28 protein-coding genes are annotated in these 25,522 nt (G+C 40.6%); 23 read left to right on the top strand and 5 right to left on the bottom strand.

Going from position 1 to position 25,522, the window contains the following annotated elements:
• Positions 1 to 253: 253 nt before the first annotated feature.
• Positions 254 to 1,321, bottom strand: a complete 1,068-nt coding sequence (locus LC091_RS08675) for a DUF2515 family protein (RefSeq protein ID WP_226681624.1) — start codon at positions 1,319 to 1,321, stop codon at positions 254 to 256.
• Between the two features lie 227 nt (positions 1,322 to 1,548).
• On the opposite strand from LC091_RS08675, the gene LC091_RS08670 reads away from it, so the two are divergent.
• A complete protein-coding gene (locus LC091_RS08670; protein ID WP_226681623.1) occupies positions 1,549 to 1,863 on the top strand; it encodes a YodL domain-containing protein in 315 nt (104 codons plus the stop codon).
• 39 nt (positions 1,864 to 1,902) lie between these two features.
• On the opposite strand, the gene LC091_RS08665 is transcribed toward LC091_RS08670, so the two are convergent.
• Positions 1,903 to 2,046, bottom strand: coding sequence for a hypothetical protein (locus LC091_RS08665; RefSeq protein ID WP_187443865.1), 144 nt, complete (start codon positions 2,044 to 2,046; stop codon positions 1,903 to 1,905).
• Between the two features lie 165 nt (positions 2,047 to 2,211).
• On the opposite strand from LC091_RS08665, the gene deoD reads away from it, so the two are divergent.
• The 3 genes from deoD to LC091_RS08650 all read left to right on the top strand — a co-directional run bounded on the left by deoD (position 2,212) and on the right by LC091_RS08650 (position 4,886).
• Positions 2,212 to 2,916 carry a purine-nucleoside phosphorylase gene (gene deoD / locus LC091_RS08660; RefSeq protein ID WP_226681622.1) on the top strand — a complete coding sequence of 235 codons (705 nt, stop codon included), beginning with the start codon at positions 2,212 to 2,214 and terminating at the stop codon, positions 2,914 to 2,916.
• Positions 2,917 to 3,443: 527 nt separating this feature from the next.
• Positions 3,444 to 3,851, top strand: a complete 408-nt coding sequence (locus LC091_RS08655) for a secondary thiamine-phosphate synthase enzyme YjbQ (RefSeq protein ID WP_226681621.1) — start codon at positions 3,444 to 3,446, stop codon at positions 3,849 to 3,851.
• Positions 3,852 to 4,031: 180 nt separating this feature from the next.
• The gene (locus tag LC091_RS08650) at positions 4,032 to 4,886 is read left to right on the top strand and encodes a M15 family metallopeptidase (protein ID WP_226681620.1); all 855 of its coding nucleotides are present in this window, start codon (positions 4,032 to 4,034) and stop codon (positions 4,884 to 4,886) included.
• Positions 4,887 to 4,925: 39 nt separating this feature from the next.
• On the opposite strand, the gene LC091_RS08645 is transcribed toward LC091_RS08650, so the two are convergent.
• The gene (locus LC091_RS08645) at positions 4,926 to 5,657 is read right to left on the bottom strand and encodes a ZIP family metal transporter (protein ID WP_226681698.1); all 732 of its coding nucleotides are present in this window, start codon (positions 5,655 to 5,657) and stop codon (positions 4,926 to 4,928) included.
• 127 nt (positions 5,658 to 5,784) lie between these two features.
• Between LC091_RS08645 and LC091_RS08640 the strand changes: the two genes are divergently transcribed.
• Positions 5,785 to 6,912 carry a hypothetical protein gene (locus LC091_RS08640; RefSeq protein ID WP_226681619.1) on the top strand — a complete coding sequence of 376 codons (1,128 nt, stop codon included), beginning with the start codon at positions 5,785 to 5,787 and terminating at the stop codon, positions 6,910 to 6,912.
• Between the two features lie 41 nt (positions 6,913 to 6,953).
• Here the strand turns inward: LC091_RS08640 and LC091_RS08635 are convergent, their stop codons facing one another.
• Entirely contained in the window at positions 6,954 to 7,457 is a 504-nt protein-coding gene (locus LC091_RS08635) for an Hsp20/alpha crystallin family protein (protein WP_226681618.1), read from the bottom strand.
• Between the two features lie 149 nt (positions 7,458 to 7,606).
• Here LC091_RS08635 and LC091_RS08630 point away from each other — a divergent pair, with 149 nt between their 5' ends.
• From LC091_RS08630 to paaX, 16 genes are all read left to right on the top strand, one after another.
• Positions 7,607 to 8,203: an alpha/beta hydrolase gene (locus LC091_RS08630; RefSeq protein WP_226681617.1), complete on the top strand. Its 597-nt coding sequence runs from the start codon at positions 7,607 to 7,609 to the stop codon at positions 8,201 to 8,203.
• Positions 8,204 to 8,334: 131 nt separating this feature from the next.
• The gene (locus LC091_RS08625; protein WP_226681616.1) at positions 8,335 to 8,676 is read left to right on the top strand and encodes a YojF family protein; all 342 of its coding nucleotides are present in this window, start codon (positions 8,335 to 8,337) and stop codon (positions 8,674 to 8,676) included.
• Between the two features lie 18 nt (positions 8,677 to 8,694).
• Positions 8,695 to 9,360, top strand: a complete 666-nt coding sequence (gene bshB2, locus LC091_RS08620; protein WP_226681615.1) for a bacillithiol biosynthesis deacetylase BshB2 — start codon at positions 8,695 to 8,697, stop codon at positions 9,358 to 9,360.
• A 456-nt stretch (positions 9,361 to 9,816) separates the two neighbouring features.
• Positions 9,817 to 11,001 carry a DUF2812 domain-containing protein gene (locus LC091_RS08615; protein ID WP_226681614.1) on the top strand — a complete coding sequence of 395 codons (1,185 nt, stop codon included), beginning with the start codon at positions 9,817 to 9,819 and terminating at the stop codon, positions 10,999 to 11,001.
• Positions 11,002 to 11,151: 150 nt separating this feature from the next.
• Positions 11,152 to 12,471: a phenylacetate--CoA ligase family protein gene (locus LC091_RS08610; protein ID WP_226681613.1), complete on the top strand. Its 1,320-nt coding sequence runs from the start codon at positions 11,152 to 11,154 to the stop codon at positions 12,469 to 12,471.
• A gap of 89 nt (positions 12,472 to 12,560) precedes the next feature.
• The gene (gene paaA, locus LC091_RS08605) at positions 12,561 to 13,529 is read left to right on the top strand and encodes a 1,2-phenylacetyl-CoA epoxidase subunit PaaA (RefSeq protein ID WP_226681612.1); all 969 of its coding nucleotides are present in this window, start codon (positions 12,561 to 12,563) and stop codon (positions 13,527 to 13,529) included.
• 17 nt (positions 13,530 to 13,546) lie between these two features.
• A complete protein-coding gene (gene paaB / locus LC091_RS08600; RefSeq protein ID WP_226681611.1) occupies positions 13,547 to 13,894 on the top strand; it encodes a 1,2-phenylacetyl-CoA epoxidase subunit PaaB in 348 nt (115 codons plus the stop codon).
• Positions 13,891 to 14,712: a 1,2-phenylacetyl-CoA epoxidase subunit PaaC gene (gene paaC / locus LC091_RS08595; protein WP_226681610.1), complete on the top strand. Its 822-nt coding sequence runs from the start codon at positions 13,891 to 13,893 to the stop codon at positions 14,710 to 14,712. The genes paaB and paaC overlap by 4 nt, the downstream gene beginning before the upstream one ends.
• 41 nt (positions 14,713 to 14,753) lie before the next feature.
• On the top strand, positions 14,754 to 15,245 hold the full coding sequence (gene paaD / locus LC091_RS08590) for a 1,2-phenylacetyl-CoA epoxidase subunit PaaD (protein ID WP_226681609.1): 492 nt from the start codon (positions 14,754 to 14,756) through the stop codon (positions 15,243 to 15,245).
• Positions 15,246 to 15,351: 106 nt separating this feature from the next.
• The gene (locus LC091_RS08585; protein WP_169290693.1) at positions 15,352 to 15,660 is read left to right on the top strand and encodes an EthD family reductase; all 309 of its coding nucleotides are present in this window, start codon (positions 15,352 to 15,354) and stop codon (positions 15,658 to 15,660) included.
• On the top strand, positions 15,653 to 16,432 hold the full coding sequence (locus LC091_RS08580) for an enoyl-CoA hydratase/isomerase family protein (protein ID WP_226681608.1): 780 nt from the start codon (positions 15,653 to 15,655) through the stop codon (positions 16,430 to 16,432). Before LC091_RS08585 ends, LC091_RS08580 begins: the two co-directional genes overlap by 8 nt.
• Positions 16,433 to 16,443: 11 nt before the next feature.
• Entirely contained in the window at positions 16,444 to 17,217 is a 774-nt protein-coding gene (locus LC091_RS08575) for an enoyl-CoA hydratase-related protein (protein ID WP_226681607.1), read from the top strand.
• Positions 17,218 to 17,242: 25 nt separating this feature from the next.
• Complete coding sequence (locus LC091_RS08570; RefSeq protein ID WP_226681606.1) at positions 17,243 to 18,760, top strand: aldehyde dehydrogenase family protein; 1,518 nt, start codon at positions 17,243 to 17,245, stop codon at positions 18,758 to 18,760.
• A gap of 81 nt (positions 18,761 to 18,841) precedes the next feature.
• Positions 18,842 to 19,687: a 3-hydroxyacyl-CoA dehydrogenase gene (locus LC091_RS08565; protein ID WP_226681605.1), complete on the top strand. Its 846-nt coding sequence runs from the start codon at positions 18,842 to 18,844 to the stop codon at positions 19,685 to 19,687.
• A 23-nt stretch (positions 19,688 to 19,710) separates the two neighbouring features.
• Entirely contained in the window at positions 19,711 to 20,922 is a 1,212-nt protein-coding gene (locus LC091_RS08560) for a 3-oxoadipyl-CoA thiolase (protein ID WP_226681604.1), read from the top strand.
• A 146-nt stretch (positions 20,923 to 21,068) separates the two neighbouring features.
• Entirely contained in the window at positions 21,069 to 21,944 is an 876-nt protein-coding gene (gene paaX / locus LC091_RS08555) for a phenylacetic acid degradation operon negative regulatory protein PaaX (RefSeq protein ID WP_226681603.1), read from the top strand.
• A gap of 735 nt (positions 21,945 to 22,679) precedes the next feature.
• Here the strand turns inward: paaX and LC091_RS08550 are convergent.
• Positions 22,680 to 23,198, bottom strand: coding sequence for a gamma carbonic anhydrase family protein (locus tag LC091_RS08550; RefSeq protein WP_226681602.1), 519 nt, complete (start codon positions 23,196 to 23,198; stop codon positions 22,680 to 22,682).
• 79 nt (positions 23,199 to 23,277) lie between these two features.
• Here LC091_RS08550 and LC091_RS08545 point away from each other — a divergent pair, with 79 nt between their 5' ends.
• Together LC091_RS08545 and LC091_RS08540 are read left to right on the top strand one after the other, a co-directional pair.
• Entirely contained in the window at positions 23,278 to 24,225 is a 948-nt protein-coding gene (locus tag LC091_RS08545) for an NAD(P)H-dependent flavin oxidoreductase (protein WP_226681697.1), read from the top strand.
• Between the two features lie 266 nt (positions 24,226 to 24,491).
• Positions 24,492 to 25,490, top strand: a complete 999-nt coding sequence (locus LC091_RS08540) for an ABC transporter substrate-binding protein (RefSeq protein ID WP_226681601.1) — start codon at positions 24,492 to 24,494, stop codon at positions 25,488 to 25,490.
• Positions 25,491 to 25,522 lie beyond the last annotated feature (32 nt).

Raw genomic sequence — 25,522 nt, 5'->3', positions numbered from 1 at the left:
GTTCGGACAAATTATGAAGTGGTTCGGTCAATTGAATCATTCGGATAGAGGGTGTTCGGACATTTCTAATTAGGCTTTGGACATAAATAAGTGAGGTTCGGTCATTTGAAAAATTCGTTCGGTCAACTTTTGGGAAACTTCGGTCAAAATCACGAAATCTTCGGTCAGCTTTCAAAAATCTTCGGCCAACTATGGAAAATATTCGGACATTTACAATTTTCACCGTCCCCACTAATCTAAATATTGATTAACCTTATAAATCCTTTCTATCAAAAAATACCCCATGAAGCTCAGAAATCCCAGTTAGCTTTATCAAATTATATAGATGTGTTTTCTCCATATCAGCGGGCACTATACTTGCAGGGAGATGGAAAAACTTCGTCGCTCCGTGAATATCTTTAAACCAATCAACGGGCATAATGGACTGGTGGTCGAAATCTGTCCAAGCTACTTCAATGGTCGGACTATATATTTTTCGAGAATTAGCCTTAGATGAAAAAACGGCAGGAAGGTAATCTTCCCTAGATCCGGTATGAGAACTCTCCCTGCTAAACCGCAAAGCCCCATGCAGGACATCCTCGTTTTTAAACAATAGGACATAGAGCTTTTTCCCTATTTCAATGCGGTTGGCAAGGTTGGAAAATTGCTGTACTCCAAGACCAGTTAAAAGAGTGCTTGACCCCTTCCGATAAGGAAATAACACTAAAGTAAAACCCAGTTTTTCCTGTAGTTGATAGGTTAAACTCGATAATACTTTTTGCTGAAAATATGGATTCTTTAGGAGGTTATATTCAATAAAATTCTGTTCATTAATTATCAAGGAAACGGTAAGTAGTTCTTTTTTATTGTTATTTTCCCAAAAAAGGGACCATATCGGATTCATAAAATGGGAAACATGAAATTCGGAGAGTAGATAAAATAGAGGTTTGCCAGCCTTTTTGCTTTCTGCATATAGGAGTAGTTGTGGGTAGGCATCTTGAAAAATGAGGTGGTTGGCTTTCTCCAGAAAACGAAATAAGATGGAGGACTTCTCATAGGAAAGCAAGGTGGAAATGTGACTAGCTTTAAGATCTGTCATATTCCAGCCTCCATTTCTAGAAACCATGTGGGCCAAGAAGCTCCAATGTACTTCTGGGTGCTTTAGATAAAAATCCAAGTAGGCTTGCGTTCGTGTAACATTGTTACGGTTGAGTGTTGCAGTCTTGCTGCGAATATTCATCAACAAAGCTTGGTCTTTTAAGGAGAGTGAGTGGTTAACGGGGGAAATTGACCATTCTTTTTTTACTTGATTTTCATCTGAATGGGACCATATATCCAACAAATTTTCGCTTTTTGTCTTAGCTGCTGTCCCTGTAAACCACTTCCCAAACATTAAATCACCTCGGATTATCATATGAGAAATGTGGTGATTTCATGATTCACTGAACAGTCACACTATATAATTGCAAATTTTTATTCCATTCGACAAAACTTTTTATAATTTGATGAAGGATTCGACACCCCTTATTGCTAATTAGTATATATAGAAATGGTTGAGGGGTGAAAAGGATGTTGGCTCTTAAAAGAATGATGAAAATGGGTACTGGGGAATATGATGTGACCATTATGCAAACACCAAATTATGGAGAATCCAAAGGGTACACTCCCATTTTCCGATTAACCATGGAGGGAAGTAGTCATCAGGAGATTGTGGATAGAGTATATAAAAAATTCAATGTGACAGACTCCATACCTCGTGATTATGAAGGCAGGTTCATTGCTACTGGAGATATTATCATGATTGATGAAGGGACATTGGGGATTACCTATTACCGGTTGGAATTTGGAGGCTGGAAGAAAATAAATCGTGTGTCTGTAAGATAAATAAGGAAGGGGCAAAGGTCAAACTTTGCCCTTTTTATTTTATATATGGTTTCCAGGACCGTTTTTACGGCCGTTAGGAGAATGTTCTTTTTTGTGGGCGGTATGTTCCGCTTCAATTGCATCTGGACTGATATGATTGTTCTTCTTTTGACCATTAATTCTGTTTCGGTGTTTCTTTCCCATTTATTTCAGCTCCTTTTTCACTGAATAGTTACAACTATATTTTCTACCTCAATTGTAAAAGAATGCGCTTTTTTAGGGAGAGATTCTTTTGAAACATGGGTAATATATGGTATAGTAGTCATTGTTGTAGAGTAACAATGGCAAGAGTTATTAGGAGGTAACATAATGAGTGTACATATTGGAGCAAAACAAGGTGAGATAGCGGAAACGATCCTACTACCGGGAGATCCGTTACGTGCAAAATACATCGCAGAAACATTCCTTGAGGATGCAGTCTGCTACAACGAAGTAAGAGGAATGTTAGGTTATACAGGTACTTATAAGGGTGAAAGAATCTCTGTTCAAGGTACTGGTATGGGAGTTCCATCTATTTCTATTTATATTAATGAACTGATGAATGAATATAACGTGCAAAATTTAATTCGCGTAGGTACATGCGGAGCTATCCAAAAAGATGTAAAAGTTCGCGATGTAATCCTTGCAATGAGTGCATCTACTGACTCTCAAATGAACCGTTTAACATTTGGAGGAGTGGATTATGCTCCGACTGCTAACTTCGACCTTTTGAAAAAAGCTTATGATGTCGGAGTGGAAAAAGGCCTTAATTTGAAAGTCGGAAATGTCTTCACGGCTGACATGTTCTACAATGATAACGGCGAGCTTGAGAAATGGGCGAAGTATGGAATTCTAGCAATCGAAATGGAATCCGCTGCACTTTACACTTTAGCTGCTAAATACGGCAGAAATGCGTTGTCTGTTCTAACTGTAAGCGACCATATCCTTACTGGGGAAGAAACAACATCAGAAGAGCGTCAATCCACATTCAGCGATATGATGGAAGTGGCATTGGAAGCTGTAACAAAAAAATAATACACACTAAGCCCTTGGGAATCCACTCAAGGGTTTTTTTTATAAATTTAGAAAAGTTTTAATCAGTTGATTTTCGTTCCAGGCGCATCGCTTGCCTGCGGGCGGTCCGTGAGCCTCCTCGGCTTGCGCCTGTGGGGTCTTCACCTGTCCCTTCCTCCCGCGGGCGTCTTCGCGCCTTCCACTACAATCAACAGGGTGATTCCATTCATCTAAGTAAATAAAGCTATCTAACGGACTTCCTGAAAGACCAATACTTATATTTATAGTAGTTTATAGCTGTGTATTGGAGCAAATGGCGGAGACTCCTCGAAAATGCTACGCATTTTCTTCGTGCGAAGTATCGCTGCCGGAGCCTTCCTTGTCGTACGGGGAAGTAGCGGCAATGTTGAGACCCCGCAGGCTTGCCGAGGAGGCTCAAGGTCGCCCGTTGGAAAGCGCAGCCATTTGCGGAAAGGAACAGCGATTTAACCAATCAACAAAAGTAACTATGTTTACTATAATTCAAAATACAAGAAAGGATGAACTTTATGCTACAAACTTTAAATCTCCAAACACATAAGAGGGACGAGTGGCAGGACATCACGTCTGAGGTAGAGAGTCTTGTTATAAAAACTGGGGTGAAAGAGGGTCATGTGATGGTATATTGTCCGCATACAACTGCTGGAATTACTATTAATGAGAATGCAGATCCTGATGTAGTAAAGGATGTAATCATGCGATTGGATGAAGTTTATCCATGGGAACATCCTAAATACCGGCATATGGAAGGCAATACAGCAGCACACCTAAAAGCAATGACACTTGGGAACTCTCAGCAGGTAATTATCCAAAATGGAGAGCTTGTTCTTGGAACTTGGCAAGGGATTTTTTTCTGTGAATTTGATGGCCCCCGTTATAGAGAAATATATATTAAAGTGTTCAAAGATGTTGAATAACTGCATAATGTGTAGATAGTGACTTTTTTCTTATCTTCTATTTTAGCAAGGAAATCTTTTTACGGCGTTATGGATTAATGGTACACTGTTTAGGTATGTTTCGCAGAAGTGATACTTTTATTGTTAGAAACTAACCAACACATAATGATTATATTAGAATAGTAAAAAGGTGATTATTTTATGAAAAAGAAACATTTCTCTGTTTTGGTAATATTACTCTTGTTATCAGGTTGTTCCAATCAATTGGATGATGTCAACTGGAAGTTTTGGGAGTATTTTACCAAAGATACAGCAGAAGAGGTTGTAGAGGAGACACCGATCGAAGAAGAACCGGTGGAGGAAGAAGAACAACCGGAAGAAAGCCCACAGACGGAGGCACCACCTGAAACAAATGAGAACCAATACGTACTTGAAGAACCCTTTTTCACCGTTTTGAATGAGGAAAAGGTGATTGAAAATACGGAGAACCTTTTAGTGCTGGTAAATAAAAATCAGTCTCTTCCAGCTGATTATGTTCCAAGCGATTTGACCATTCCAGAGGTCCCATTCTCCTTTGAAGGTGACTATGAGAAAAAATATCTTAGGGAAGCAGCTGCACGTGCATTGGAAGAGCTTTTTGCTGCTGCAGAAGCTGAGAATGTAGAGATTTTCGCTGTATCGGGTTATCGTTCCTATGAAACGCAGTATGGTATCTATAATACCTATTTGAAAAAGTGGGGAGAAGAGAAAACCAATGCCGTTTCTGCAATACCAGGACATAGTGAACACCAAACAGGCCTTGCAATGGACATTTCAAGCAGATCTGCAGCGCTTGACTTAACAGAGGAATTTGGAAACACTCCTGAAGGAAAATGGGTGAAAGAACATGCAAGTGAGCATGGTTTCATTATCCGCTACCCACAGGATGGGGAAGTGATTACAGGTTATCAATATGAGCCTTGGCATCTTCGTTATGTAGGTAAAGAGGTTGCTGCTTATATGGATGAGCATGATCTTACCTTGGAAGAATTTTTCGATCGTGCGATAAAACAATAGCCAATAAAAACCTCAACCATTCAAAAAGGTTGAGGTTTTTTATAATTTTCCGCTTGAGAGGACGTAGGAACAGAGTAGGCCTAGTGCTGATAGGAGGCCTACGATGGGGCCGCCTTCTTCAAATGCTTCAGGCATCATGGTGGAAGCGACCATCGCAATGATTCCGCCTGCTGCAAGTCCACTTACAAGATATATATATAGTTCATTTAATTCTTTAAAAACAACAAAACCAAAGACAGAACTTAATGTGGTTAAAATAAAGACGATTGTCCAAAGAAACAATATTTTTCTTCTTGAATAACCATCTTTTCTAAGACCTACCGAACTTGACAATGCTTCAGGAATATTACTGATAAAAATAGCTAGTACAATAACCCAGCTAACCGTATTGGATTTAATTAAGCTTACCCCAATAATGACGGATTCAGGAATAGAGTCCATGATTGAACCGATGAAAATAGCCATGCCAGAATGTCCTTCGCTTTTTTCCTTCGAACGTTTGCGTTCTTTACCACCTTTTTTTATAATCACCATTTCTAGAAGTGTGAACAGAGTGGCCCCAATCAGAAAACCAAAAATGACATAGCTATGTCCTCTTTCCGCTTCGACTTCCCCCATAAGTTCAAATGATGCTGCTCCAATAAGAACGCCGGTTCCAAAAGCCATAATAAATCCAGTTAATTTTCGAGGAATTGGAATATATAATCCTACAATTGCTCCAAGCAATAAAGCTCCGCCTGCAACTGCTCCCCATAACAAAGCCCCTGTCATAAATTTCACCCGTCTCGTCCTTGAAGTTTTTATATTACTAATGTGTACGAAAAAAAATACAACATACTTTATTTGTGTTTTTGACAAAATACAAAGGTACTTGGTTCAATTGTTAGGAGGAATGAATGTGAAAAGGTTTTATCCTTTTGTCTTGATAACAGCTGTCATTAGTTTATTTTTGCTTAGTATGAGCATACCGGGCTATGTATCTGCCTTTGGGGAAAAGGGAGGAACAGCACGATATTATGCCCAGACATCGCTTAATTCTGCATATATCTCCGAAATGCCAGTTCCAAAGACGGTTATTAAAGCAATAAAAAAAGGGGATTGGGTTGAAATTAGCCACCCTGTTCCTCCGACAGATGTATACATTAATATTGATAAAGATCATAAATACGCGATTGATCATCAAATGAATATATATGACCTAAGGGAAAACAAAGCCATTTTGGAATTGCCTGATAAAGCAGTTCATCAATTAACAAAAGACATGAAGAAACTTTATAAAATACATTATGGAGATCTAATTACATGGAATGAAGCGAATAGCGCATTGCCTCGTTATAGCAGTTTTACCGTATTGGATTTAGATACAGGAAGGACTTTTGAAGTTCAAAGGAGAGCAGGCTCTTATCATGCAGATGTACAACCTTTAACAAACAAAGATACGAAAATAATGAAAGAAATATACAGGGGAACATGGAGCTGGGACCGCAGGGCGATTCTCATTCTATCCCAAGACCATAAATACGCAGCCTCTATGCATGGAATGCCTCATGGTAAAGGAGCCTTGCAGAATGGCTTTCCTGGTCATTTCTGTATACACTTCCAAGATAGCATCACCCATAAATCACGTAAAATGGATCATGCACATTCTATAATGATAAAGAAGGCTGCAGGTGAGTGGTTAGATCATACCGAAAAATTGTCTCCAGCAGAAATTGTGGATGCAACCGTTTTATCCATCCACCAACATGACTGGTTTATTCTTGCATCCGTTCTTGATGATAAAAACAGGGTCTTGTTGAATGAAAAAATTAAGTTTTTGGAAGAAATTGATCTAGTAAAACGGCTTTCTGACTTGCCTTCCGATCGTGATTATGATTCAAAGCTTTATTATCCAATAACCGTTAAGCTGTATATCCATAGGGATACAAGCGGTACCGAATCAAGACAAGTCACCTTTCAACTTTACAGAGGTTCTATTGAAGAGCCGTGGACAGTGGATTTAGACAACTTGATTCAGCAGCTATAAAAAATGGTGGGGAGGCTCCTGTACTGTCTGGAAGCCTCCCACTATTTTTTCGGTTTTGGCTTAATAATTTCAATTGGAACCTTGGTTAAGGGGATCGATGTTTCTTTTTGTATTCTTATTTCTACAACTCCATCTTGATATTTCGCCTTTGAGCTATTCCCTTTTACCATGCATGGTAGGGGAATGCTCTGCTTGCTTCCTGGAGTAGGGATATTATCTATAAATAAGGTAGTTGTATTATGAGAAGTTTTGATCTGGGACAATTGCTCTTCAGATGCAACTGGAAAACGGACATATACTTCTTCGTGCGTTTCAAATACTTTTGCCTCAAATGCAGGTTTTTTCTTTTTGTTCCTTTTAGCTTGAGCAGACCTCAATAGGTCGAACGACTGTGCAAAAAAATCTGTGGAACCAAATGTCTGTGGATTTGGTGGCAACTTTCCTTGCATTGCTTTTGACATCCAGTTTTCCACATCTGTTTGCTTAAATATATCCTGTTTCATGTAATCCTTCGGAAATGGAAACATTTTGTTCCAAGGTAGCATGTTGAGTCCCTCCAATAAGACTTTTCTTACTTTAGACTATTCTCCTTTAGTGAAATATGTTAGAACCAATTGTTTGACGTTCAGCAGTTTTTTTACTATACTAAATTAATCTCGAATTCAAGATATTATCAGATGAGGAGTGCCTGATTATGAAGCATATATTTAAAAAAGGATCCAATAACCGAGTGTTACTTTTGTTGCATGGAACTGGAGGAACCGAGCAGGACCTTCTTCCCTTAGCGGAAATGATTGACTCTCAAGCTTCTGTCCTAAGTGTAAGAGGAAATGTTTCCGAAAATGGTATGCCGCGTTTCTTTAGACGTTTGTCTGAAGGGGTATTTGACGAAGAAGACTTAATTTTTCGTACGAAAGAACTCCATGACTTTTTAAATGAAGCAGCGGAAAAGTATGAATTTGATCGTAATAATGTCATAGCCGTCGGATACTCCAATGGTGCAAATATTGCTGGAAGCCTGCTTTTCCATTATAAAAACACGCTAAAAGCGGCTGTATTGTATCATCCAATGGTCCCAAGAAGAGGAGTCGAACTTCCTGATTTAAGCGAAACTCCTATATTTATCGGAGCTGGGAAAAACGATCCGATTTGTCCTGCAACAGAAACGGAAGAACTAAGCAAGCTGTTAGTAACTGCAGGATCCAAGGTTGAGGTTCATTGGGAATATCAAGGACATCAATTAACCCACTCAGAAGTCCAGGCATCAAAAAAATGGTATGATTCCATCTGAAAAATGCGGAGTGAAAGGGAAATTTCACTCCGTTTTCTTATTAATAAATGAGCAAACCATTTTCTTTCCATTGCTTCATATATTAAACTGAAGGAAGAAATAAAATCTGTACATACCTTTGGAGGAACAGAATGAAGATTATTGACCAAAAACATGTGCAAGCCGAATTAGACAAACAAATAAATGTGGAAGTATTCGTTCATTTGGAAACGACTAACGGGGCCTATGCCGGCCACCACAATACTGGTCAAGCAGTGGGTGCATTCATACGCAATGTCCCATTGAAATATGAGCGAGCTAAAATAGTTGGAAACGGACCTTATAGAATTGGACTGAAGCTTCAACACGGCTGGGTCTATGCAGAAGGTGTGACACATTATGAAGTGGATGATAAAGATCGTCTGTTGTTGGCTGGCTTAAATCCTGAAGGAAAACTTGCTGTGGCTTTGCAAATTAGCCGGGAGCCATTTTAAGGGAAGGGAGAGAGAAGAATGGAAGCAGAAAAACACGTACTAGTAGTTTTCCCACATCCAGATGATGAAGCATTTAGCTCTTCTGGCACCATCAAACAGTTTACCCAAAGCGGAGTTCCTGTTACCTATTTGTGCGGAACACTTGGGCAAATGGGACGAAATCTTGGCAATCCAATGTTTGCCAACCGTGAGACACTTCCTGAAGTGCGCAGAAAAGAATTATTGGATGCGTGTAAAGTCATGGGAATAGATGATTTGCGTATGCTTGGCCTTCATGATAAAACGTTGGAGTTTGAGGATGAAGAATACCTCGCTGACATTGTTCATGAAGCACTGTTGGAGTTGAACCCAAGCTTGGTACTTACTTTTTACCCAGAGCACGGCGTTCATCCTGACCATGATGCCATGAGCAATGCGGTCGCCATCGCAGTGAAAAGACTTCCTGAACAGGACAGACCAACTGTTTATGGAAAAGCCATTCTGAAAAACAGTGTAGAACTACTAGGCGCACCGGATGTGACGATTGATATTCGATCCGTTGCAGAAGAAAAGCTGAAAGCCATCAAAGCACACAAATCCCAAACAAGCGGCTGGGTGGAGCTGATGGAAAAACAATTGAAAGAAAATGCACCAGAAATAGAGGATTGGTTATACCGAGAAACATTCTGGACGTATAAAGTGTAAGAGAAATCAGGGGATTAGGTCTCCTGTTTTTTTTGTTGTTGTGATGAAGACCTCGGTGACGGCGGAGAAGGAGGAGTGAGGTCCTCATCGAAGGTATGAAGACATGAGTGACGAGGAAAACGGAGAAGAGAAGTCCTCATCGGTGGTATGAAGACATGAGTGACGAGGAAAACGGAGAAGAGAAGTCCTCATCGGTGGTATGAAGACATGAGTGACGAGGAAAAAGGAGGAGAGAAGTCCTCATCGGAGGTATGAAGACCTGAGTGATGAGGAAAAAGGAGTAGAGGAGTCCTCATGGCAGGTATGAAGACCTTTGTGACGAGAAAAAAAGAGAATAGAAGTCCTCATACCCGATTAACCAACCACTTTTTTTGAAAATATTCCCTTTACCCCCAAATCATTCTAATATAATATTAAGGTTAGAGCAAAGATCGGTTTGGGAAGGATGACTAGTATTTGAAAACAAAGAAAAAGATCTTATGGTTGGACCTATGGCAAATAGCCGAGCAAGAAGCATGGCTCTCTGAAATGGCTGCAAAAGGCTGGAAACTTACTAAGATGACCAGGATGACGGCTCATTTTAGGAAAGCCGAGCCTCAGAATATTATTTATAAAACAGACATTTTCAAAGAACCAATCAGCCAAAATCTCAAACGATTGGAACGATACGAAAAAGAAGGATGGAAACATGTTGCGTCAAGAGGTCACCTGCATTTCTTTCATAACCATGCCGAAAGATCCCTAAAAGAAATACATATAGCTCCAATCCATCAAGCAGAAACTGTAAAATTATTAAAAAATAGTTTAAAGACAAGAGCTTATTTCATTGCTTTACTCACATTGATAGGGATCGCTTTAAGTGTATTCATGCTTTCATTAGATCCTGTTAGTAACTACCTCAATGATGAATTTTTGTCTCCCATCATACAAATCTTTTTCTTCATAGGTATCAATTTGTTAATTCTAAAGGGACTAATCCACTTAAATAAGTTAATAAAAATACTCCATTTCAACAAAAGAATCCAGCCAGCACCTGATTTCCGAAAAAAATATTGGATAAATAAGATAATAGGATTATGCATCATTACTTTTTTTACAGTCTTTTTCATATATGAATTTAGTAAAGCAGGCAATACAACTTTGGCAAATAGTTTTCCGCCTATTCCGAAAGAGGAACTACCAGTCATCCAAATGCAGGATTTTACAGATAGCACCAAACATGAGCCCTATTTTTATGAAGAAGATGTTAATCGTGACAATTATTACTCTGTAAATTCTAGCATCCTTGTGCCCAAGCAATTTGAACTAAATCAAGTTGTCGAGGTAGAAGGAGAGCAGTGGGGAAATAGAAATCGACCTTATCGCCCTTCCTTGACTTCTCGGAAATATATTGTCCTAAACGAATTTTTAGCTAAAAGGCTATTCCAACATTTAATAGATTGGGAAAAAGAACTCCGTAGAGGAGATGCTACAGTCTACAAGACAGCTGACTTTGATGAAATGGTTGTTTTGGAGAATTCTGTTCTCTCCAGAAAAGACCATACCATCTATTATGTAACCTATTACGGCAAAGAACCAGTGGAGAAGATAGTAAATGAGTTAGAATTATTGATAAAGGAAGATAAGCAGAGGAGCAATTGACCTCTGTATTTTTTGTGAAAATAGAATCTTCAGAATTATCAGTTGACATTTCTTCCCTTCAAGGTTATTTTTATGATGTTGAGCAATATTACATATTGTATGATGTCGGAATAATTTCGTTATATTAAAAAAGTGAAAGGGGAAATATCGATGATCTTACATGATTCTGAAACCCTATCTTTATCAGAGATGCAACTCCTTCAATCCTCCAGGTTGAGAGACACGGTACAGAAAGTCTTTCAACATGTTCCTTTTTACAGACAAAAAATTTCTAACTTAACGATCACACCTTCTGATGTTCAAACCATCCATGACATTCACAAACTTCCTTTTACCACTAAAAAAGAACTGCGCGAAAACTATCCGTTCGGACTATTTGCTATCCCGAGAAGCCAAATAACAAGGCTTCATGCCTCATCAGGAACCAGCGGGAAGCCTACAGTTGTTGCCTACTCCCAAGAAGATATCAATATGTGGAGTGAAATTGCAGCACGTGCCATTTCAATGGCTGGGGGCCAGAAAGGAGACATCCTTCATAATGCATACGGGTATGGACTTTTCACAGGAGGACTCGGGCTGCATTATGGTAGTGAAAGGCTTGGGATGATCACCGTTCCGGTTTCTGGAGGGAACACAGATAGGCAAATCCAATTAATACAGGATTTTCAGCCAACAGTGATCTGTGGGACACCTTCTTATGTACTTAACATTGCTGACAGAATGGTAGATTTAGGGGTTAATCCAAAAGAGACTTCTTTACAGTATGGAATTTTTGGAGCAGAGCCTTGGTCGGAAGAGATGAGAAGAACATTAGAAGATAAATTAGCGATCAAAGCATGCGATATATACGGATTAAGTGAAGTAATCGGTCCTGGAGTGGCAATGGAATGTCATGAGGCGCAGGATGGTCTGCATATTGCAGAAGATCATTTTTATGTAGAAGTAATTGACCCAAAGACCATGGAAATACTGCCAGAGGGTGAAGTAGGGGAGCTTGTGTTTACAAGTCTTACAAAGCAAGCCATGCCAATCATTCGTTATAGAACCGGCGATATTGCTTCTTTAAAAAGAGAAAAATGTGTTTGCGGACGTACGACAATAAAAATGTCGAGAGTCAAAGGAAGAGTCGACGATATGTTAATCATAAGAGGGGTTAATATCTTTCCTTCTGAAATTGAACATACCTTGCTTCAAATAAAAGATTTAGCACCACATTATCAGTTGTTCGTCTCTCGTGAGAAAAACTTAGATTGTGTAGAGGTCCATGTAGAAATGCAAGCGCATACATTTCAGCAAACAGACCCAGCAAAAAGGCAGGAAGAAATGAAGATCCTCGCACAAAAGGTGGAATATGATTTAAAGTCCAAATGCTTGATTAATGTAAAAGCAAGCGTTGTTGAACCGCGAACAATCCCACGTTCTGAAGGGAAAGCGGTGCGTATTGTCGACACAAGGTTTTCTCATGCTTAAAAAAGCTCAGAACTTTCTGTGTTGAAAAACGTATGACATTATATTATAATGACGTTAAATAAACGTTATAGAAATAGGAGGCGGCGAAAATGACCAACTCATTATCGTTTGACCGCTTGACGGAAGAAGAGAAACATGAGCATTTTATGCAACGTATCCAGGCTGGGGAAAAGATTGAAGCAGACGATTGGATGCCGGAAGAATATCGTAAAACATTAATTAAACTAATCTCGATGCATGCAATCAGCGAAATAATGGGAGCGCTTCCAGAAAAGGAATGGGTACCAAAAGCACCGACTTTAAAAAGAAAGCTCGGGATCATGGCAAAAGTCCAGGATGAAATGGGACATGGACAGCTTTTATTGCGAGTGGCAGAAGATTTAATGGAACCTTATGGGAAGTCACGGGAAGAAATTATGCAAGATTTATTTTCAGGAGATTTAAAGTTTCATAATGTGTTTCATATGGAAGCTCCAACATGGGGCGATGCAGGCCTGATCGGATGGCTGGTTGACGGTGCAGCCATCATATCCCAGACAAATATGCTAGATGCATCTTATGGACCTTATGCAAGAGCGCTAAAGCGAATATGTGCAGAAGAAGTCTTTCATGCTCAACACGGTGAAGCAATTATTATGGCGCTTGCAGAAGGAACCGAAGAACAAAGAGAAATGATACAAGACTCGATCAATCGCTGGTGGGAAGCTTTGTTAATGTTCTTTGGACCAGCAGATGCCTCGACAACTGGTACATCAAAGCAAGATATTACCATGAAATATAATATCCGCACGAAGAGCAATGAAGAACTTCGTCAGGACTTTTTCACGAAATACATCCCAAGGGTGTTATCACTTGGCTTAACTTTGCCGGATGAAACAATGCATTATGATGAAGAAGAAGAAAAATGGATCTACAAACAGCCAAATTGGAACAACTTTAAAGATATTATCAGAAATAAAGGTCCTAAATCACAGGATCGCTTGAGATTGAGAATAATAGCACACGAAAATAATGCATGGGTTCGTGAAGCGTTAAGCTCCGAAACATCAGCAGGGTGAGGGGAGGAGCTTAAAAATTGAGTACAAAAGGCTTTTATAAAGAATTTGAAGTGTTTAGTAAGAGAACCCATACAGCTCCGATGCAATATCAGTTCAGTCTACTTGCTCCAAACGAAGAGATTGCGCTTGTCATGGCACAAGAAAACTTTATGAGGCGGGAACCTGCCGTGGATATTTGGGTGGTGCAACGCGGAGATATTCGGAAGATGTCTCAAGAAGAGCGTCAATCCTTGCAGAGAATTGACAATAAGGACTACCGAAACACAAAAGGCTATGGATATTTAAAGAAAAAATGGCGCCACTATGAACAGGGCATGCTTGATGAGCAGGAAATCATGTCTTGGGGAGGGAAGAAAAAAGGATGAATATTGCAACGATAGAAGAAGCCAAAAGGGATGCATCCTACTACAAGGCCCTTACAGCGTTATTATATCAACTGGCCGACGACGATTTCATTATTGCCTACAGGGGATCGGAATGGCTGGGCCTTGCCCCGCATATTGAAGAGGACGTTGCTTTTTCTTCCATAAATCAAGATACAATGGGGCATGCTGCCATGTACTACCAGTTGCTTGAGGATTTAGGCGAAGGGGATATGGATGCACTTGCACATGGAAGAAAAGCAACAGATAGAGTGAATGCAGTTCTTTTGGAAAAAGTGAATGGATCCGGTACTTATCTCACGGAACCTAAATATGATTGGGCTTACACAGTCGTAAGGCATTATTTTTACACACAGGCCAAGAAAATTAAAGTGGAGGCATTGAAAAATTCCTCCTATGAACCTCTGAAACATGTAGCAGTAAAAGTGAATATGGAACTTTATTACCACTTGTTGCACTGGAGAACTTGGTTTAGACAGTTGTGCACCGCAAATGGAGAAGCTAAGACCAGGATGAAAGCAGCGATTGATAGAGTGGTAGAAGAGTTTGATGGTGTACTGACATTGGGGTCGAGTGGTGTTCTAATCACACAGCACCAACTAATTGATTCAGAAGAAAATATCCGACATCGCTTTACAGAAGAAATGACGAATATGTTTGAAAAAGTGGGAATGACTTTTCCTAGTAGTATGGGAATGAAAAGTGGGAACGGCAGACAAGGTGAACATACCAAGGATTTAGATGATGCACTCTTAACGTTAGGCGAAGTCTATAATAGCAATCCAGCAGCAGTGTGGTAATCTATACACCTTTTAGCCCAACAAAAAGGAATGATGACATCATGCAGGAAGAAGTAAATATCATGAAGGTTTGGGATGCCCTGCAGCATGTAAAAGATCCTGAAATAGATTCTGTCAGTGTGGTCGATCTCGGTATGGTGGAAGCAATTGATGTAAAAGATCAGGAAGTGACTATTCAAATGTTGCCTACATTCATGGGGTGTCCAGCCCTGGACATTATCAAAAAGAATGTAGAAAACGAGATTCATAACTTAGCATTATTCAAGAAGGTGGAAGTTCAATTCATCTACCAGCCACCATGGACATCTGACCGCATTACTGCACAAGGTAGAATCCATTTACAAGAGTTTGGAATTGCTCCACCGCCGACACTGGATGACACCGGGGAATGGCATGTGGATTGCCCTTACTGTGGATCGACTTATACAACATTAGATAACATCTTTGGCCCGACCGCCTGTAGAAGCATTCTTTACTGCAAAGGATGCAAAAACCCTTTCGAAGCAATGAAACCTGTATCAACCATGATGTAAGTACCACTGCCTTACAGAAAAAACTTCTGTCAGGCAATTACATAAATAACTGGCCTGATAAAACCCTAGCGGTTTAATAAGAGCCCATAAAAAGGAGAGATTTAGAATGGTAAAATTAATCGCGCTTTACAAACACCCAGAAAACAAGGAAGCTTTCGATCAGCACTACTTTGACACGCATGCACCTATCACTGCTAAGATCCCTGGTTTACGAAAGATGGAAGTAACGAAAGTGGTAGGCAGTCCAATGGGCGGAGAAGGCAAGTACTATTTAATGTGTGAAATGTACTACGATAGCCATGATGCGTTAAAACAAGCGATGAGAACGGATGAAGCGAAAGCATCTGGAAAGGATTTAATGAGCTTCGCCGGCGATCTTGTCACCTTGATGATTGGTGAAGAAGTGAATGAGTAAAACGTACGAATATATCGAAGTTTCCATTGAAAGCTCGATAGGTATCGTCAAACTCAATAGACCAAAAGTGCTGAACGCAATCAATCGCCCTATGGTTACAGAAATTGTGACCGTGTTAGAGGAATTTGACCGTAATGATGAAGTCAAAGCCATCGTACTGGCTGGAAACGGACGCGCATTTGCAGCGGGAGCAGATATCGATGAAATGGCAGAAGCAACAGCGATCGAGCTTGAAATGTTAAATCAATTCACCGAATGGGACCGCCTTGCTTGGGTAAAGAAGCCTATTATCGGTGCAGTTCAAGGGTTTGCCCTTGGGGGAGGCTTTGAATTAGCTCTGTGCTGTGACATTTTATTTGCCGCACAAGATGCCGAGTTCGGCTTTCCTGAAATTAGCCTTGGGGTCATGCCTGGGGCTGGGGGAACCCAGAGATTGACGAAACTAATGGGCAAATCCAAAGCAATGGAGTGGCTGCTCACTGGTGACAGAATGACTGCAAAAGAAGCCTTGCACTATGGAGTAATCAACCGTGTTATTCCGAAAGAACTATTAATGGAAGAAACGATGACTTTTGCACAAAAAATAGCCAAACAACCACCTCTTTCCCTTCGTTTGATCAAAGAATCTGTCCATAAGGCAGTGGACTATTCTGTCTATGAAGGGATGCAATACGAGCGAAAGAATTTTTATCTTTTGTTTGCATCCAACGATCAAAAAGAAGGCATGCGTGCATTTAAAGAAAAGCGCAAGCCTAAATTTGAAGGGGAATAGGGGGAGACATCGTGTTTGAAACGATTAAATATGAAGTAATAAACCAGGTTGCTTGGATCATCATGAACCGACCGGATAAATTGAATGCGTTTACAGAGCAGGTGAATAAAGAAATTACGAAAGCGTTAAAGCAGGCAAGTGGAGATGAAGGCGTTCGAGCTATCGTTATAACTGGGGAAGGCAGAGCATTCTCCTCTGGTCAGGATCTTGCAGAAGTGGATGAAAATATGGACCATGGGCATGTCTTGCGTACAAGGTACGGCCCGATGATGAAGCAGTTAGCCCGTTGTGAAAAGCCTGTCATTGCAGCGATTAATGGAGTTGCAGCAGGCGCAGGGTTCAGCCTTGCCTTAGCATGTGATTTTCGCATTGCCTCTGAGAAAGCAAGCTTTGTTCAAGCATTTATACATGTCGGGTTAATTCCTGACTCAGGTAATCTGTATTTTCTCCCTAAGTTAGTAGGAAATGCAAAAGCATTGGAGCTAGCTATATTGGGAGAGAAAATTAAGGCAGATCAAGCAAAAGACCTTGGGCTTGTTACGAAAGTAGTTCCAGTAGACAGTTGGAACGAAGAAGTGGAAGCTTTTGCGAATAAACTTGCTAACATGCCTACACAAGCAATTGGACTCATTAAACGATCCATACAAGCAAGTTGGAATGTTACGTATGAAGAATACTTGGAGCAAGAAGCATATGCTCAGCGAATTGCCGGTCTAACAGAAGACCATAAAGAGGGAGTAACTTCTTTTATAGAAAAAAGAAAGCCGGAATTTAAAGGAAGATAATAAAAAGCTTGAAGGAGATGAGAGTATGTCTACAGTTAAAGAGCAAAAGATGGAACAACTTGATATGAAACGAGACACTTATCAACTTATTATCGCAGGTCAACGCATGGACAGTTCCACAGGAGAAACGTTTACAACTTACAATCCTGCAACAGGAGAAGCAGTAGCAACAATCGCGAAAGCTTCTAAGGAAGATGCAGAAAAAGCGGTCCAAGCAGCTCGTCAAGCATTCGACAAAGGAAAGTGGAAGCTCTTCCCTTTAAACAAGCGTGCAAGAACATTAAATAAAATTGCCTCTATCATGCGCTCCCGTTTCAATGAGCTGGTAGAGTTAGAGATTTTAGATACTGGAAAGTCCCTTGCAGCAGCACAAGGGCAAGTTATGCAAGCAATTGAAGACTTTGAATTCTATGCAGGAGCTATCGTTGGCCACCGTGGATCAGTTAATAATGTTCCAGGACAATTCCACAACTTCACAGAAAAAGAACCTGTAGGTGTTTGTGCACAAATCATTCCATGGAACTATCCATTAATGATGGCAGCATGGAAGATTGCCCCGGCAATAGCAGTAGGTTGTTCCGTTGTCGTAAAACCAGCTACCCTAACTCCGCTGACTGCCATTGTCTTAGGTGAAATCTGCGTAGAGGCAGGAGTTCCTGAGGGAGTTGTTAACATCATCCCTGGTGCCGGTTCTGAAGTTGGAAACTACTTGGTTGAGCATCCTCAAGTCGACAAAGTAGCATTCACAGGTTCTACTCCAATCGGAAAAGACATCATGGAAAAAGCTTCTCAAACACTTAAACGAGTAACATTGGAGCTTGGAGGAAAGTCTCCTAATCTAGTATTTGAAGATGCAGATATTGATGCAGCTGTAGACGGATCTTTGTTTGGAATTTTCTATAACACAGGTCAATCTTGTGAAGCGCGTTCCCGTTTATATGTTCATGAAAATATTTATGACGCGTTTATGGAGAAATTCGTAGAAAAAGCGAAAAAGCTTTCTCTTGGTAATCCTTTTGCAAAAGAAACCCATATTGGTGCCATCATCAATCAAGGTCAATTAGATGTCATTGACGGATATGTTCAATCTGCCAAAGAAGAAGGAGCAAATATCGTTTTAGGTGGAAAAGTGGCGAAAGTGGAAGGCTATGAAAATGGTTTCTGGTATGAGCCAACCATCATCACAGGTGTTACGCACGAAATGAAAGTGGTAAAAGAAGAAATTTTCGGACCTGTTGTGGTTGTTATGCCATTTAGTGATGAGAAAGAAGCGGTTAAGCTTGCGAATGACAGCGAATACGGACTTGGTTCAGCCATCTGGACAAAAGACCATGGCCGTGCAACCCGTGTTGCAAAACAGATTCAAGCTGGAATCGTGATGGTAAACTGCCCATTCTCCGCATTCCCTGGAACACCATTCGGTGGATACAAGCAATCAGGTTTCGGCCGTGAGCTATGCATTGAAACACTTGATCTTTACACAGAAACGAAGAGCATCATTTCCTATTTTGGAAACCGTCCGCTCAATCCGTTTGGTGTATAAATAGAATAAATCTTAATTTTGGAGCAAAGGGGCATGGTCCTCTTTGCTTTTTTTACAGCATGATGAAGGAGGAGAGTCTAGATGGAAAAAGTAGTGGTTATCGGTTCAGGAGTCATGGGTCGTGGAATTGCATATGTAAGCGCGCTAGGCGGCTACCATACAACCTTAATTGATGTAAAAGAAGAACAACTTGCAGGAGCTAGAAACGAAATAGAAACCATCATCTCCAAAGGATTGGAAAAAGGGAAATTAACAGATCAAGCAGCAGGGGAATTAAGGGATAGCCTCTTTTACTCCACAGAACTTGAGGAAGCAGTTAAGGAAGCCAAGCTCGTTATTGAAGCGGTACCTGAAAACATGGAAATCAAAAAATCCGTCTACGAAAAGTTAGACAAGAGTGCACCTGCGGATTGTTATTTTGCTTCCAATACCTCTACCATGAGCCCAACTGAAATAGGAAGCTTCACATCAAGACCGGAAAAAGTTATCGCGATGCACTTTTTTAATCCAGTACATAAAATGAAGCTTGTGGAAATTGTCCGTGGTTTGGAAACAAGCGATGAAACGGCAGACTATATCCGAAATGTAGCAGAAAAAATGGGAAAAGAAACAGTTGTTGTCAATGAGTTTCCTGGCTTTGTGACTAGCAGAATCAGTGCCCTTGTAGGAAACGAAGCCTTTTACATGCTCCAAGAAGGGGTAGGTACCCCAGAAGAAATCGATAAGGCAATCAAACTTGGGCTCAACTATCCAATGGGACCATTTGAACTAGGAGACCTGGTGGGATTGGATACACGTTTGAATAACCTGAAATATCTTCATGAAAAGTTAGGCGAAAAGTATCGGCCGGCACCTCTTTTAGAAAAGTATGTGAAAGCCGGAAGATTGGGCAGGAAAAGTGGAAAAGGAGTTTATGACTACCAATAAACAACGGGAGAGGTGTGTCCATTATGAAGGAAGTTGTAATTGTAGATGCTTGCCGAACGCCGATTGGGAGGTATAAAGGTGCTTTAAAGGCCGTCCGACCGGATGATCTTGGGGCGATTGTAATCAAGGCCCTAGTAGAAAGAAACCCTGGTGTGCCAGTTAATGAAATCGAAGAAGTCGTGTTCGGCAATGCCAATCAAGCGGGAGAAGATAACCGCAATGTCGCAAGGATGAGTGCTCTATTGGCTGGTCTTCCGGTAGAGGTGGCCGGCACCACGATCAACCGTTTATGCGGATCCGGTCTGGATGCGGTGAATTATGCGGCACGTGCAATTATGGTAGGAGAAGGCGACATTTTCATCGCAGGCGGAACCGAGAGCATGACAAGGGCTCCGTTTGTCATGGCAAAGCCGGAAATGGACTATCCACGCGGAAACATGGAACTCATGGATACAACGATCGGCTGGAGATTTACTAACAGCAAACTTGAAAAAATGTACGGAGTGGACACCATGCCGCAAACGGCCGAAAACGTAGCAAGAGAATTCTCCGTTTCCCGAGATGATCAAGACGTATTTGCCTATGAAAGCCAGCAAAAAGCAAAAATGGCCATGGAATCCGGCCGCTTTAAAGAAGAAATGGTGCCAGTCACGATTGTGGATAGAAAAGGTAAAGAAACAATTGTAGACTGCGACGAGCATCCTCGTCCTGAGACAACTTTGGAGAAACTGAACAACTTGAATCCTATTTTTGGCGAAGGTACGACAATCACTGCCGGCAATGCGTCCGGTGTGAATGACGGCGCATCTGCACTGCTTTTGATGAGTGCAGAAAAAGCGAAAGAGCTAGGCTTAAAGCCATTAGCAAGGTATGTCACGTCTGCCGCTGCAGGGCTAACTCCTTCTATTATGGGAATTGGGCCGATATACGCTACCAGAAAGGCACTCTCGCGGGCAGGGTTGTCTGTTGACGATATTGAACTCATTGAGTTAAATGAAGCATTTGCATCCCAATCGCTTGAATGTATGCGTCAACTAGAATTAGACCCTAGCAGAGTCAATGTTAACGGTGGGGCGATTGCGTTTGGCCATCCTCTTGGTGCCAGCGGGGCGAGGATCTTAACTACGCTTGTACATGAAATGAACAAGCGGGATGTGCGATATGGCCTTGCGACAATGTGTGTAGGGGTTGGTCAGGGAATTGCAACAATAGTAGAGAGACCACAAGAATCATAGAGCTTGATGCTTTATGATTCTTTGGGGTGGATATTGGAGTATGGGTGCGTTTCCATTTCCATCTTTTCTATAACGCGTTACTCTGTTAAAATAAAATTACTGTAATATAGCGATTTATTTTATGTGGTAGAAAGAGGATGCAGGAAATGAATACAAGATCAATGATTTTTACTTTATATGGTGATTATGTTAGGCATTATGGCAATAAAATTTGGATAGGAAGCTTAATCAAATTACTAAATGAATTTGGGCACAATGATCAAGCGGTGCGTGCAGCGATATCACGTATGAATAAGCAGGGATGGGTCCAATCGGAGAAAAAGGGAAACAAAAGTTATTATTTTTTAACAGAACGCGGCGTGAAAAGAATTGACGAAGCGGCTAAACGTATTTTCAAGCTGAAGACGGATAGCTGGGATGGGAAATGGCGTATGCTGATGTACACCATTCCAGAAGAAATAAGAAGTGTTCGAGATGAGTTGCGTAAAGAATTGGTGTGGAGTGGCTTTGGTACATTATCAAATAGCTGTTGGATTTCGCCCAACTCACTAGAAAAACAAGTACAAGACCTTATTACTAAATACGAAATAGAAGAGTATGTAGACTTTTTCATCTCTGAATATCATGGACCATACGAAAATGAACGACTTGTTATGAAAAGTTGGGATTTGAATGAAATTAATGGCAGATATCAACAATTCATTCAAGAATACAGTCAGAAGTATATCATCGATAAAAATAAGATCGGGAAAGGTCAAATGACAGACGCTGAATGTTTCGTGGAGCGGACCAAACTTGTCCATGAATACAGAAAGTTCTTGTTCGTTGATCCGGGACTGCCAGAAGAGTTGTTGCCGGATATGTGGCTGGGCAGTCATGCAGCTTCTTTATTTAGTGAATATTATAAAGAGTTGGCAGAGCCGGCTTCCCGATTCTTTGAAGAGGTCTTTGAGGACGGTAATGAGTTGGAATTGAAGGATAAGAAGTATGATGTGATGAATCACCCGTATATTATGGAGTGATGGGAGCATTTCCACTAAGTAGTTGGTGGGAGTGCTTTTTTAGATTGTTTTCGGGTGGTGGGTGTTTGAGATAGTTGTTTACATAACATTATTATGGGAGATGTAATTGTTGTCGATTATTGCTGAAAGGTAGAAGGTCGGCTGGAAAGTGTAGAAGGTTTGTTCTTTGTTGTAGAAGGTCCTTAAGAAAGTGTAGAAGGTTCATATTTTAATGTAGAAGATCAATATAAAGTTGTAGAACCTAGCAAGCTCAATCTAAAAAGACAGAACCAATAGATCAATCAATTCATCAAACATCGAATCAAATTAAAAAGCACCTTTATGAAGACCGCTCTACTACTATTTTCTCGTCACCGGAGTCTTCATCACCCCCATGAGAACCTCTCTATCCCTATTTTCTCGTCACCAGAGTCTTCATCACGTCCATGAGAACCTCTCTATCCCTATTTTCTCACCACCGAAGTCTTCATCACGTCCATGAGAACCTCTCTATCCCTATTTTCTCGTCATCGAAGTCTTCATCACGTCCATGAGAACCTCTCTATCCCTATTTTCCCGTCATCGAAGTCTTCATCACGTCTATGAGAACCTCTCAATCCCTATCATCTCATCACTGAAGTCTTCATCATGCTCATGAAGACCTCTCTCCTCTTTAATCCTTCTCAGAAAGGTCCTTATCACCACAAACAAAAAACCGAGCCATCAACCCAGCCCGGTTCCTACCTAAACTACCGTCTATCTATCTCCTAATTCCTCCTGATAATCCTTCCCTTTTTGCACATATGTATCAATGGACAACTGTATGAGCTCCAAATCCCTGTCAGTTAATTCGCGAATAACCTTACCTGGGGACCCTACAACCAACGAACGTGGAGGAATTTTTTTTCCCGAAGGAATTAAAGTATTGGCACCAATGATACTTTCTTCCCCAATATCAGCACCGTCCAAGATCGTGGAACCCATTCCTACAATACATCGTTTTCTAACCGTACAACCATGTAGAATGGCAGTATGTCCTACTGTTACCTCATCCTCAACCACCAATGGAAATCCTTCATATAAATGCGCAGTTACGTTATCCTGGATGCTGCATCTTTTCCCAATTGTTATTGGTCCTTCATCCCCACGAAGAACGGCGTTGAACCAAACGGTCGATTCTTCCCCAATCGTAACGTCACCAATAATTCGTGCTCCTGGTGCTACAAATACAGAATCATGAAGTTGAGGTTTTTTTCCACCAAAAGGATAAATCATTCATCACTCACTCCCCAAATATTATTGTCTAAATATAAAAATTAGTATAACATTATTTTTACGAGGGGTGAAATAATTGATGAATAAAATACAAGAAATTCTAAAAATAAACTTTCCGATTATTCAAGGCGGAATGGGAAATATCAGTAATGCTCCATTAACTGCAGCTGTCTCCAACGCAGGTGGTCTCGGTACAATAGGGGCAGGTACGATGAAGGCGGAAGAAGTGGAAGAAATCATCATAAAAACCAAACAACTTACGGAAAAACCTTTTGCAGTGAATGTTGCGTTGTCGGTTTCTCCGTACACAAAAGAAGTTTTGAAGCTCCTTATTAAACATCAGGTACAGGTGGTCTCCCTGTCAGCAGGGAACCCGGCTCCTTATATTCCTAAGCTAAAAGAACACGGCATTACGGTCATTTGTGTGGTGGCTTCACCTAAGCAGGCAATAAAAGCAGAAAATGCTGGCGCTGACATTATTGTAGCAGAAGGTTATGAAGCTGCCGGCATCAATTCAAACCTTGAAACAACCACTATGACATTGATTCCACAAGTGGTAGAGGCTGTGTCCATTCCTGTTCTTGCAGCAGGGGGAATTGGGAATGGAAAAGGGCTTGCTGCAGCTATCGCTCTTGGTGCCTCTGGAGTACAAATGGGTACAAGGTTAATTGCTACGAAAGAAGCCCCTTTTCACAACCATTATAAAAACTCCATCTTAGCTGCTGACGATCAGGGTACTGTCATAGTAGGCAGAACTGTTGGGAGAGTAAGAAGGGTCATTCGCACTCCGTATGCAGATTTGCTCCTTAAAAGAGAGCAGGAAGGGATTTCGCTTGAAGAGTTTAATTTGTTAACTACGGAGGATCACCATATTAAAGGGGCAGTAGAGGGTGAGCTAGAACAAGGGTTTATTAACGGTGGTCAAATATCAAGTATTATTAATACGATCCCAAGTGTAAGTGAACTTTTTGAAGAGATGATTACGGAAGCAAAAGAGCAACTTCATAAAGCCATGGCGCAATTCTAAATAGCAAGAAACCTCTTAACCATCCAGAGGTTTCTTTTTTATTTACAAAAAGAAAAAGGGTTTTAGGGAAAAATGGCGTATTTATTGTAAAATAATATATTTATTTAAATTTTTCGAATATATTGACACTATTTGTTTATTGGTGTTAATATAACGTTGAAAAAACGAATAACGTTTTGTCCATCATAGACAACAACGGAATGTAAACGGTTTCAAAAGCTTACATAATTATATGTAGCTTAAAAACATATATAAGGGGGATATCTATGAAAAAGTTCAAGATGAAATCTATTTTGGCAAGTATGGCATGCGCAGCTTTACTAGTCGGCTGTAGTTCCGATTCAACTAGTGGTGATGGAGAGGATCAAGTGGTTATTGGTGTGACTCAAATCGCTGAACATCCTTCTTTGGATGCTGCGTTTGAAGGGTTTAAAAAGGCGCTAGAAGACAATGGCTACAAAGAAGGCGAGAATGTAAAATATGATGTTCAAAATGCTCAAGGTGACCCGAATAACAACAAGCCGATTGCAGACAAGTTTGTAGCAGATGAAGTGGACATGATTTTTGCTAACTCCACTCCAAGTGCACAAAGTGCTTTGCAGGCTACAAAAGATATTCCTATCATTTTTACATCTGTAACAGACCCTGTTGGTGCTGAACTTGTAGAATCATTTGAAAAGCCAGGTGAAAACATCACAGGTACTTCAGATACACACCCTGATGCCATTGCCACTACTATCAACTTCATGGTAGACGAGCTTGGTGCGAAAAACATTGGAGTTATCTATAATACTGGGGAACAAAACTCTGTTGTGCAGGTGGAAGCCGTGAAAAGTCTTGTTGAGGAAAAAGGTGGATCTCTTGTAGAAGCTTCCGTTTCTACATCTGCAGAGGTTCAACAAGCTGCAGAATCTTTAATTGGAAGAGTAGATGCTATCTATATGCCAACAGATAACACGGTTGTTTCAGCTATTCAATCACTTATTACAGTTGCATCGAATGAAAAGATCCCTTTGTTTGCAGGAGATCTTGATTCCATGGAAGCTGGGGCAGTCGCGGCTAGTGGATTTAACTATTATGACCTAGGTTATGAAACTGGCTTAATGGCTGTTCAAGTTCTTAAAGGGGAAAAAGACCCTTCTGAAATTCCAGTATCTTATCCTCAGAGCTTGAAGTTAACTATCAATACAAACGCTGCTGAAGCTCAAGGTTTGGAAGTGCAAGATGCTTGGACTGAGTTTGCTGAGTTCTATGATGAAAAATAAGAAATTTTAAGACAACGAGGAGATGATTCTGA

This window comes from Sutcliffiella horikoshii, from assembly GCF_020524325.1.
In the GTDB taxonomy this organism is placed as follows: domain Bacteria; phylum Bacillota; class Bacilli; order Bacillales; family Bacillaceae_I; genus Sutcliffiella_A; species Sutcliffiella_A horikoshii_D.
This window is presented reverse-complemented; position numbering and strand designations above follow the sequence as displayed.

Bases quoted from the DNA above. Each gene is read 5' to 3' on its own strand.
- LC091_RS08670 (WP_226681623.1), top strand. From the start codon at position 1,549: ATGTTGGCTCTTAAAAGAATGATGAAAATGGGTACTGGGGAATATGAT.
- paaA (WP_226681612.1), top strand. From the start codon at position 12,561: ATGACCAACTCATTATCGTTTGACCGCTTGACGGAAGAAGAGAAACAT.
- LC091_RS08645 (WP_226681698.1), bottom strand. From the start codon at position 5,657: ATGACAGGGGCTTTGTTATGGGGAGCAGTTGCAGGCGGAGCTTTATTG.
- LC091_RS08570 (WP_226681606.1), top strand. From the start codon at position 17,243: ATGTCTACAGTTAAAGAGCAAAAGATGGAACAACTTGATATGAAACGA.
- LC091_RS08650 (WP_226681620.1), top strand. From the start codon at position 4,032: ATGAAAAAGAAACATTTCTCTGTTTTGGTAATATTACTCTTGTTATCA.
- LC091_RS08630 (WP_226681617.1), top strand. From the start codon at position 7,607: ATGAAGCATATATTTAAAAAAGGATCCAATAACCGAGTGTTACTTTTG.
- paaD (WP_226681609.1), top strand. From the start codon at position 14,754: ATGCAGGAAGAAGTAAATATCATGAAGGTTTGGGATGCCCTGCAGCAT.
- paaX (WP_226681603.1), top strand. From the start codon at position 21,069: ATGAATACAAGATCAATGATTTTTACTTTATATGGTGATTATGTTAGG.
- LC091_RS08585 (WP_169290693.1), top strand. From the start codon at position 15,352: ATGGTAAAATTAATCGCGCTTTACAAACACCCAGAAAACAAGGAAGCT.
- LC091_RS08580 (WP_226681608.1), top strand. From the start codon at position 15,653: ATGAGTAAAACGTACGAATATATCGAAGTTTCCATTGAAAGCTCGATA.
- LC091_RS08635 (WP_226681618.1), bottom strand. From the start codon at position 7,457: ATGCTACCTTGGAACAAAATGTTTCCATTTCCGAAGGATTACATGAAA.
- LC091_RS08550 (WP_226681602.1), bottom strand. From the start codon at position 23,198: ATGATTTATCCTTTTGGTGGAAAAAAACCTCAACTTCATGATTCTGTA.
- LC091_RS08625 (WP_226681616.1), top strand. From the start codon at position 8,335: ATGAAGATTATTGACCAAAAACATGTGCAAGCCGAATTAGACAAACAA.
- LC091_RS08565 (WP_226681605.1), top strand. From the start codon at position 18,842: ATGGAAAAAGTAGTGGTTATCGGTTCAGGAGTCATGGGTCGTGGAATT.
- LC091_RS08560 (WP_226681604.1), top strand. From the start codon at position 19,711: ATGAAGGAAGTTGTAATTGTAGATGCTTGCCGAACGCCGATTGGGAGG.
- LC091_RS08665 (WP_187443865.1), bottom strand. From the start codon at position 2,046: ATGGGAAAGAAACACCGAAACAGAATTAATGGTCAAAAGAAGAACAAT.
- LC091_RS08540 (WP_226681601.1), top strand. From the start codon at position 24,492: ATGAAAAAGTTCAAGATGAAATCTATTTTGGCAAGTATGGCATGCGCA.
- deoD (WP_226681622.1), top strand. From the start codon at position 2,212: ATGAGTGTACATATTGGAGCAAAACAAGGTGAGATAGCGGAAACGATC.
- LC091_RS08610 (WP_226681613.1), top strand. From the start codon at position 11,152: ATGATCTTACATGATTCTGAAACCCTATCTTTATCAGAGATGCAACTC.
- LC091_RS08545 (WP_226681697.1), top strand. From the start codon at position 23,278: ATGAATAAAATACAAGAAATTCTAAAAATAAACTTTCCGATTATTCAA.
- LC091_RS08655 (WP_226681621.1), top strand. From the start codon at position 3,444: ATGCTACAAACTTTAAATCTCCAAACACATAAGAGGGACGAGTGGCAG.
- bshB2 (WP_226681615.1), top strand. From the start codon at position 8,695: ATGGAAGCAGAAAAACACGTACTAGTAGTTTTCCCACATCCAGATGAT.
- paaC (WP_226681610.1), top strand. From the start codon at position 13,891: ATGAATATTGCAACGATAGAAGAAGCCAAAAGGGATGCATCCTACTAC.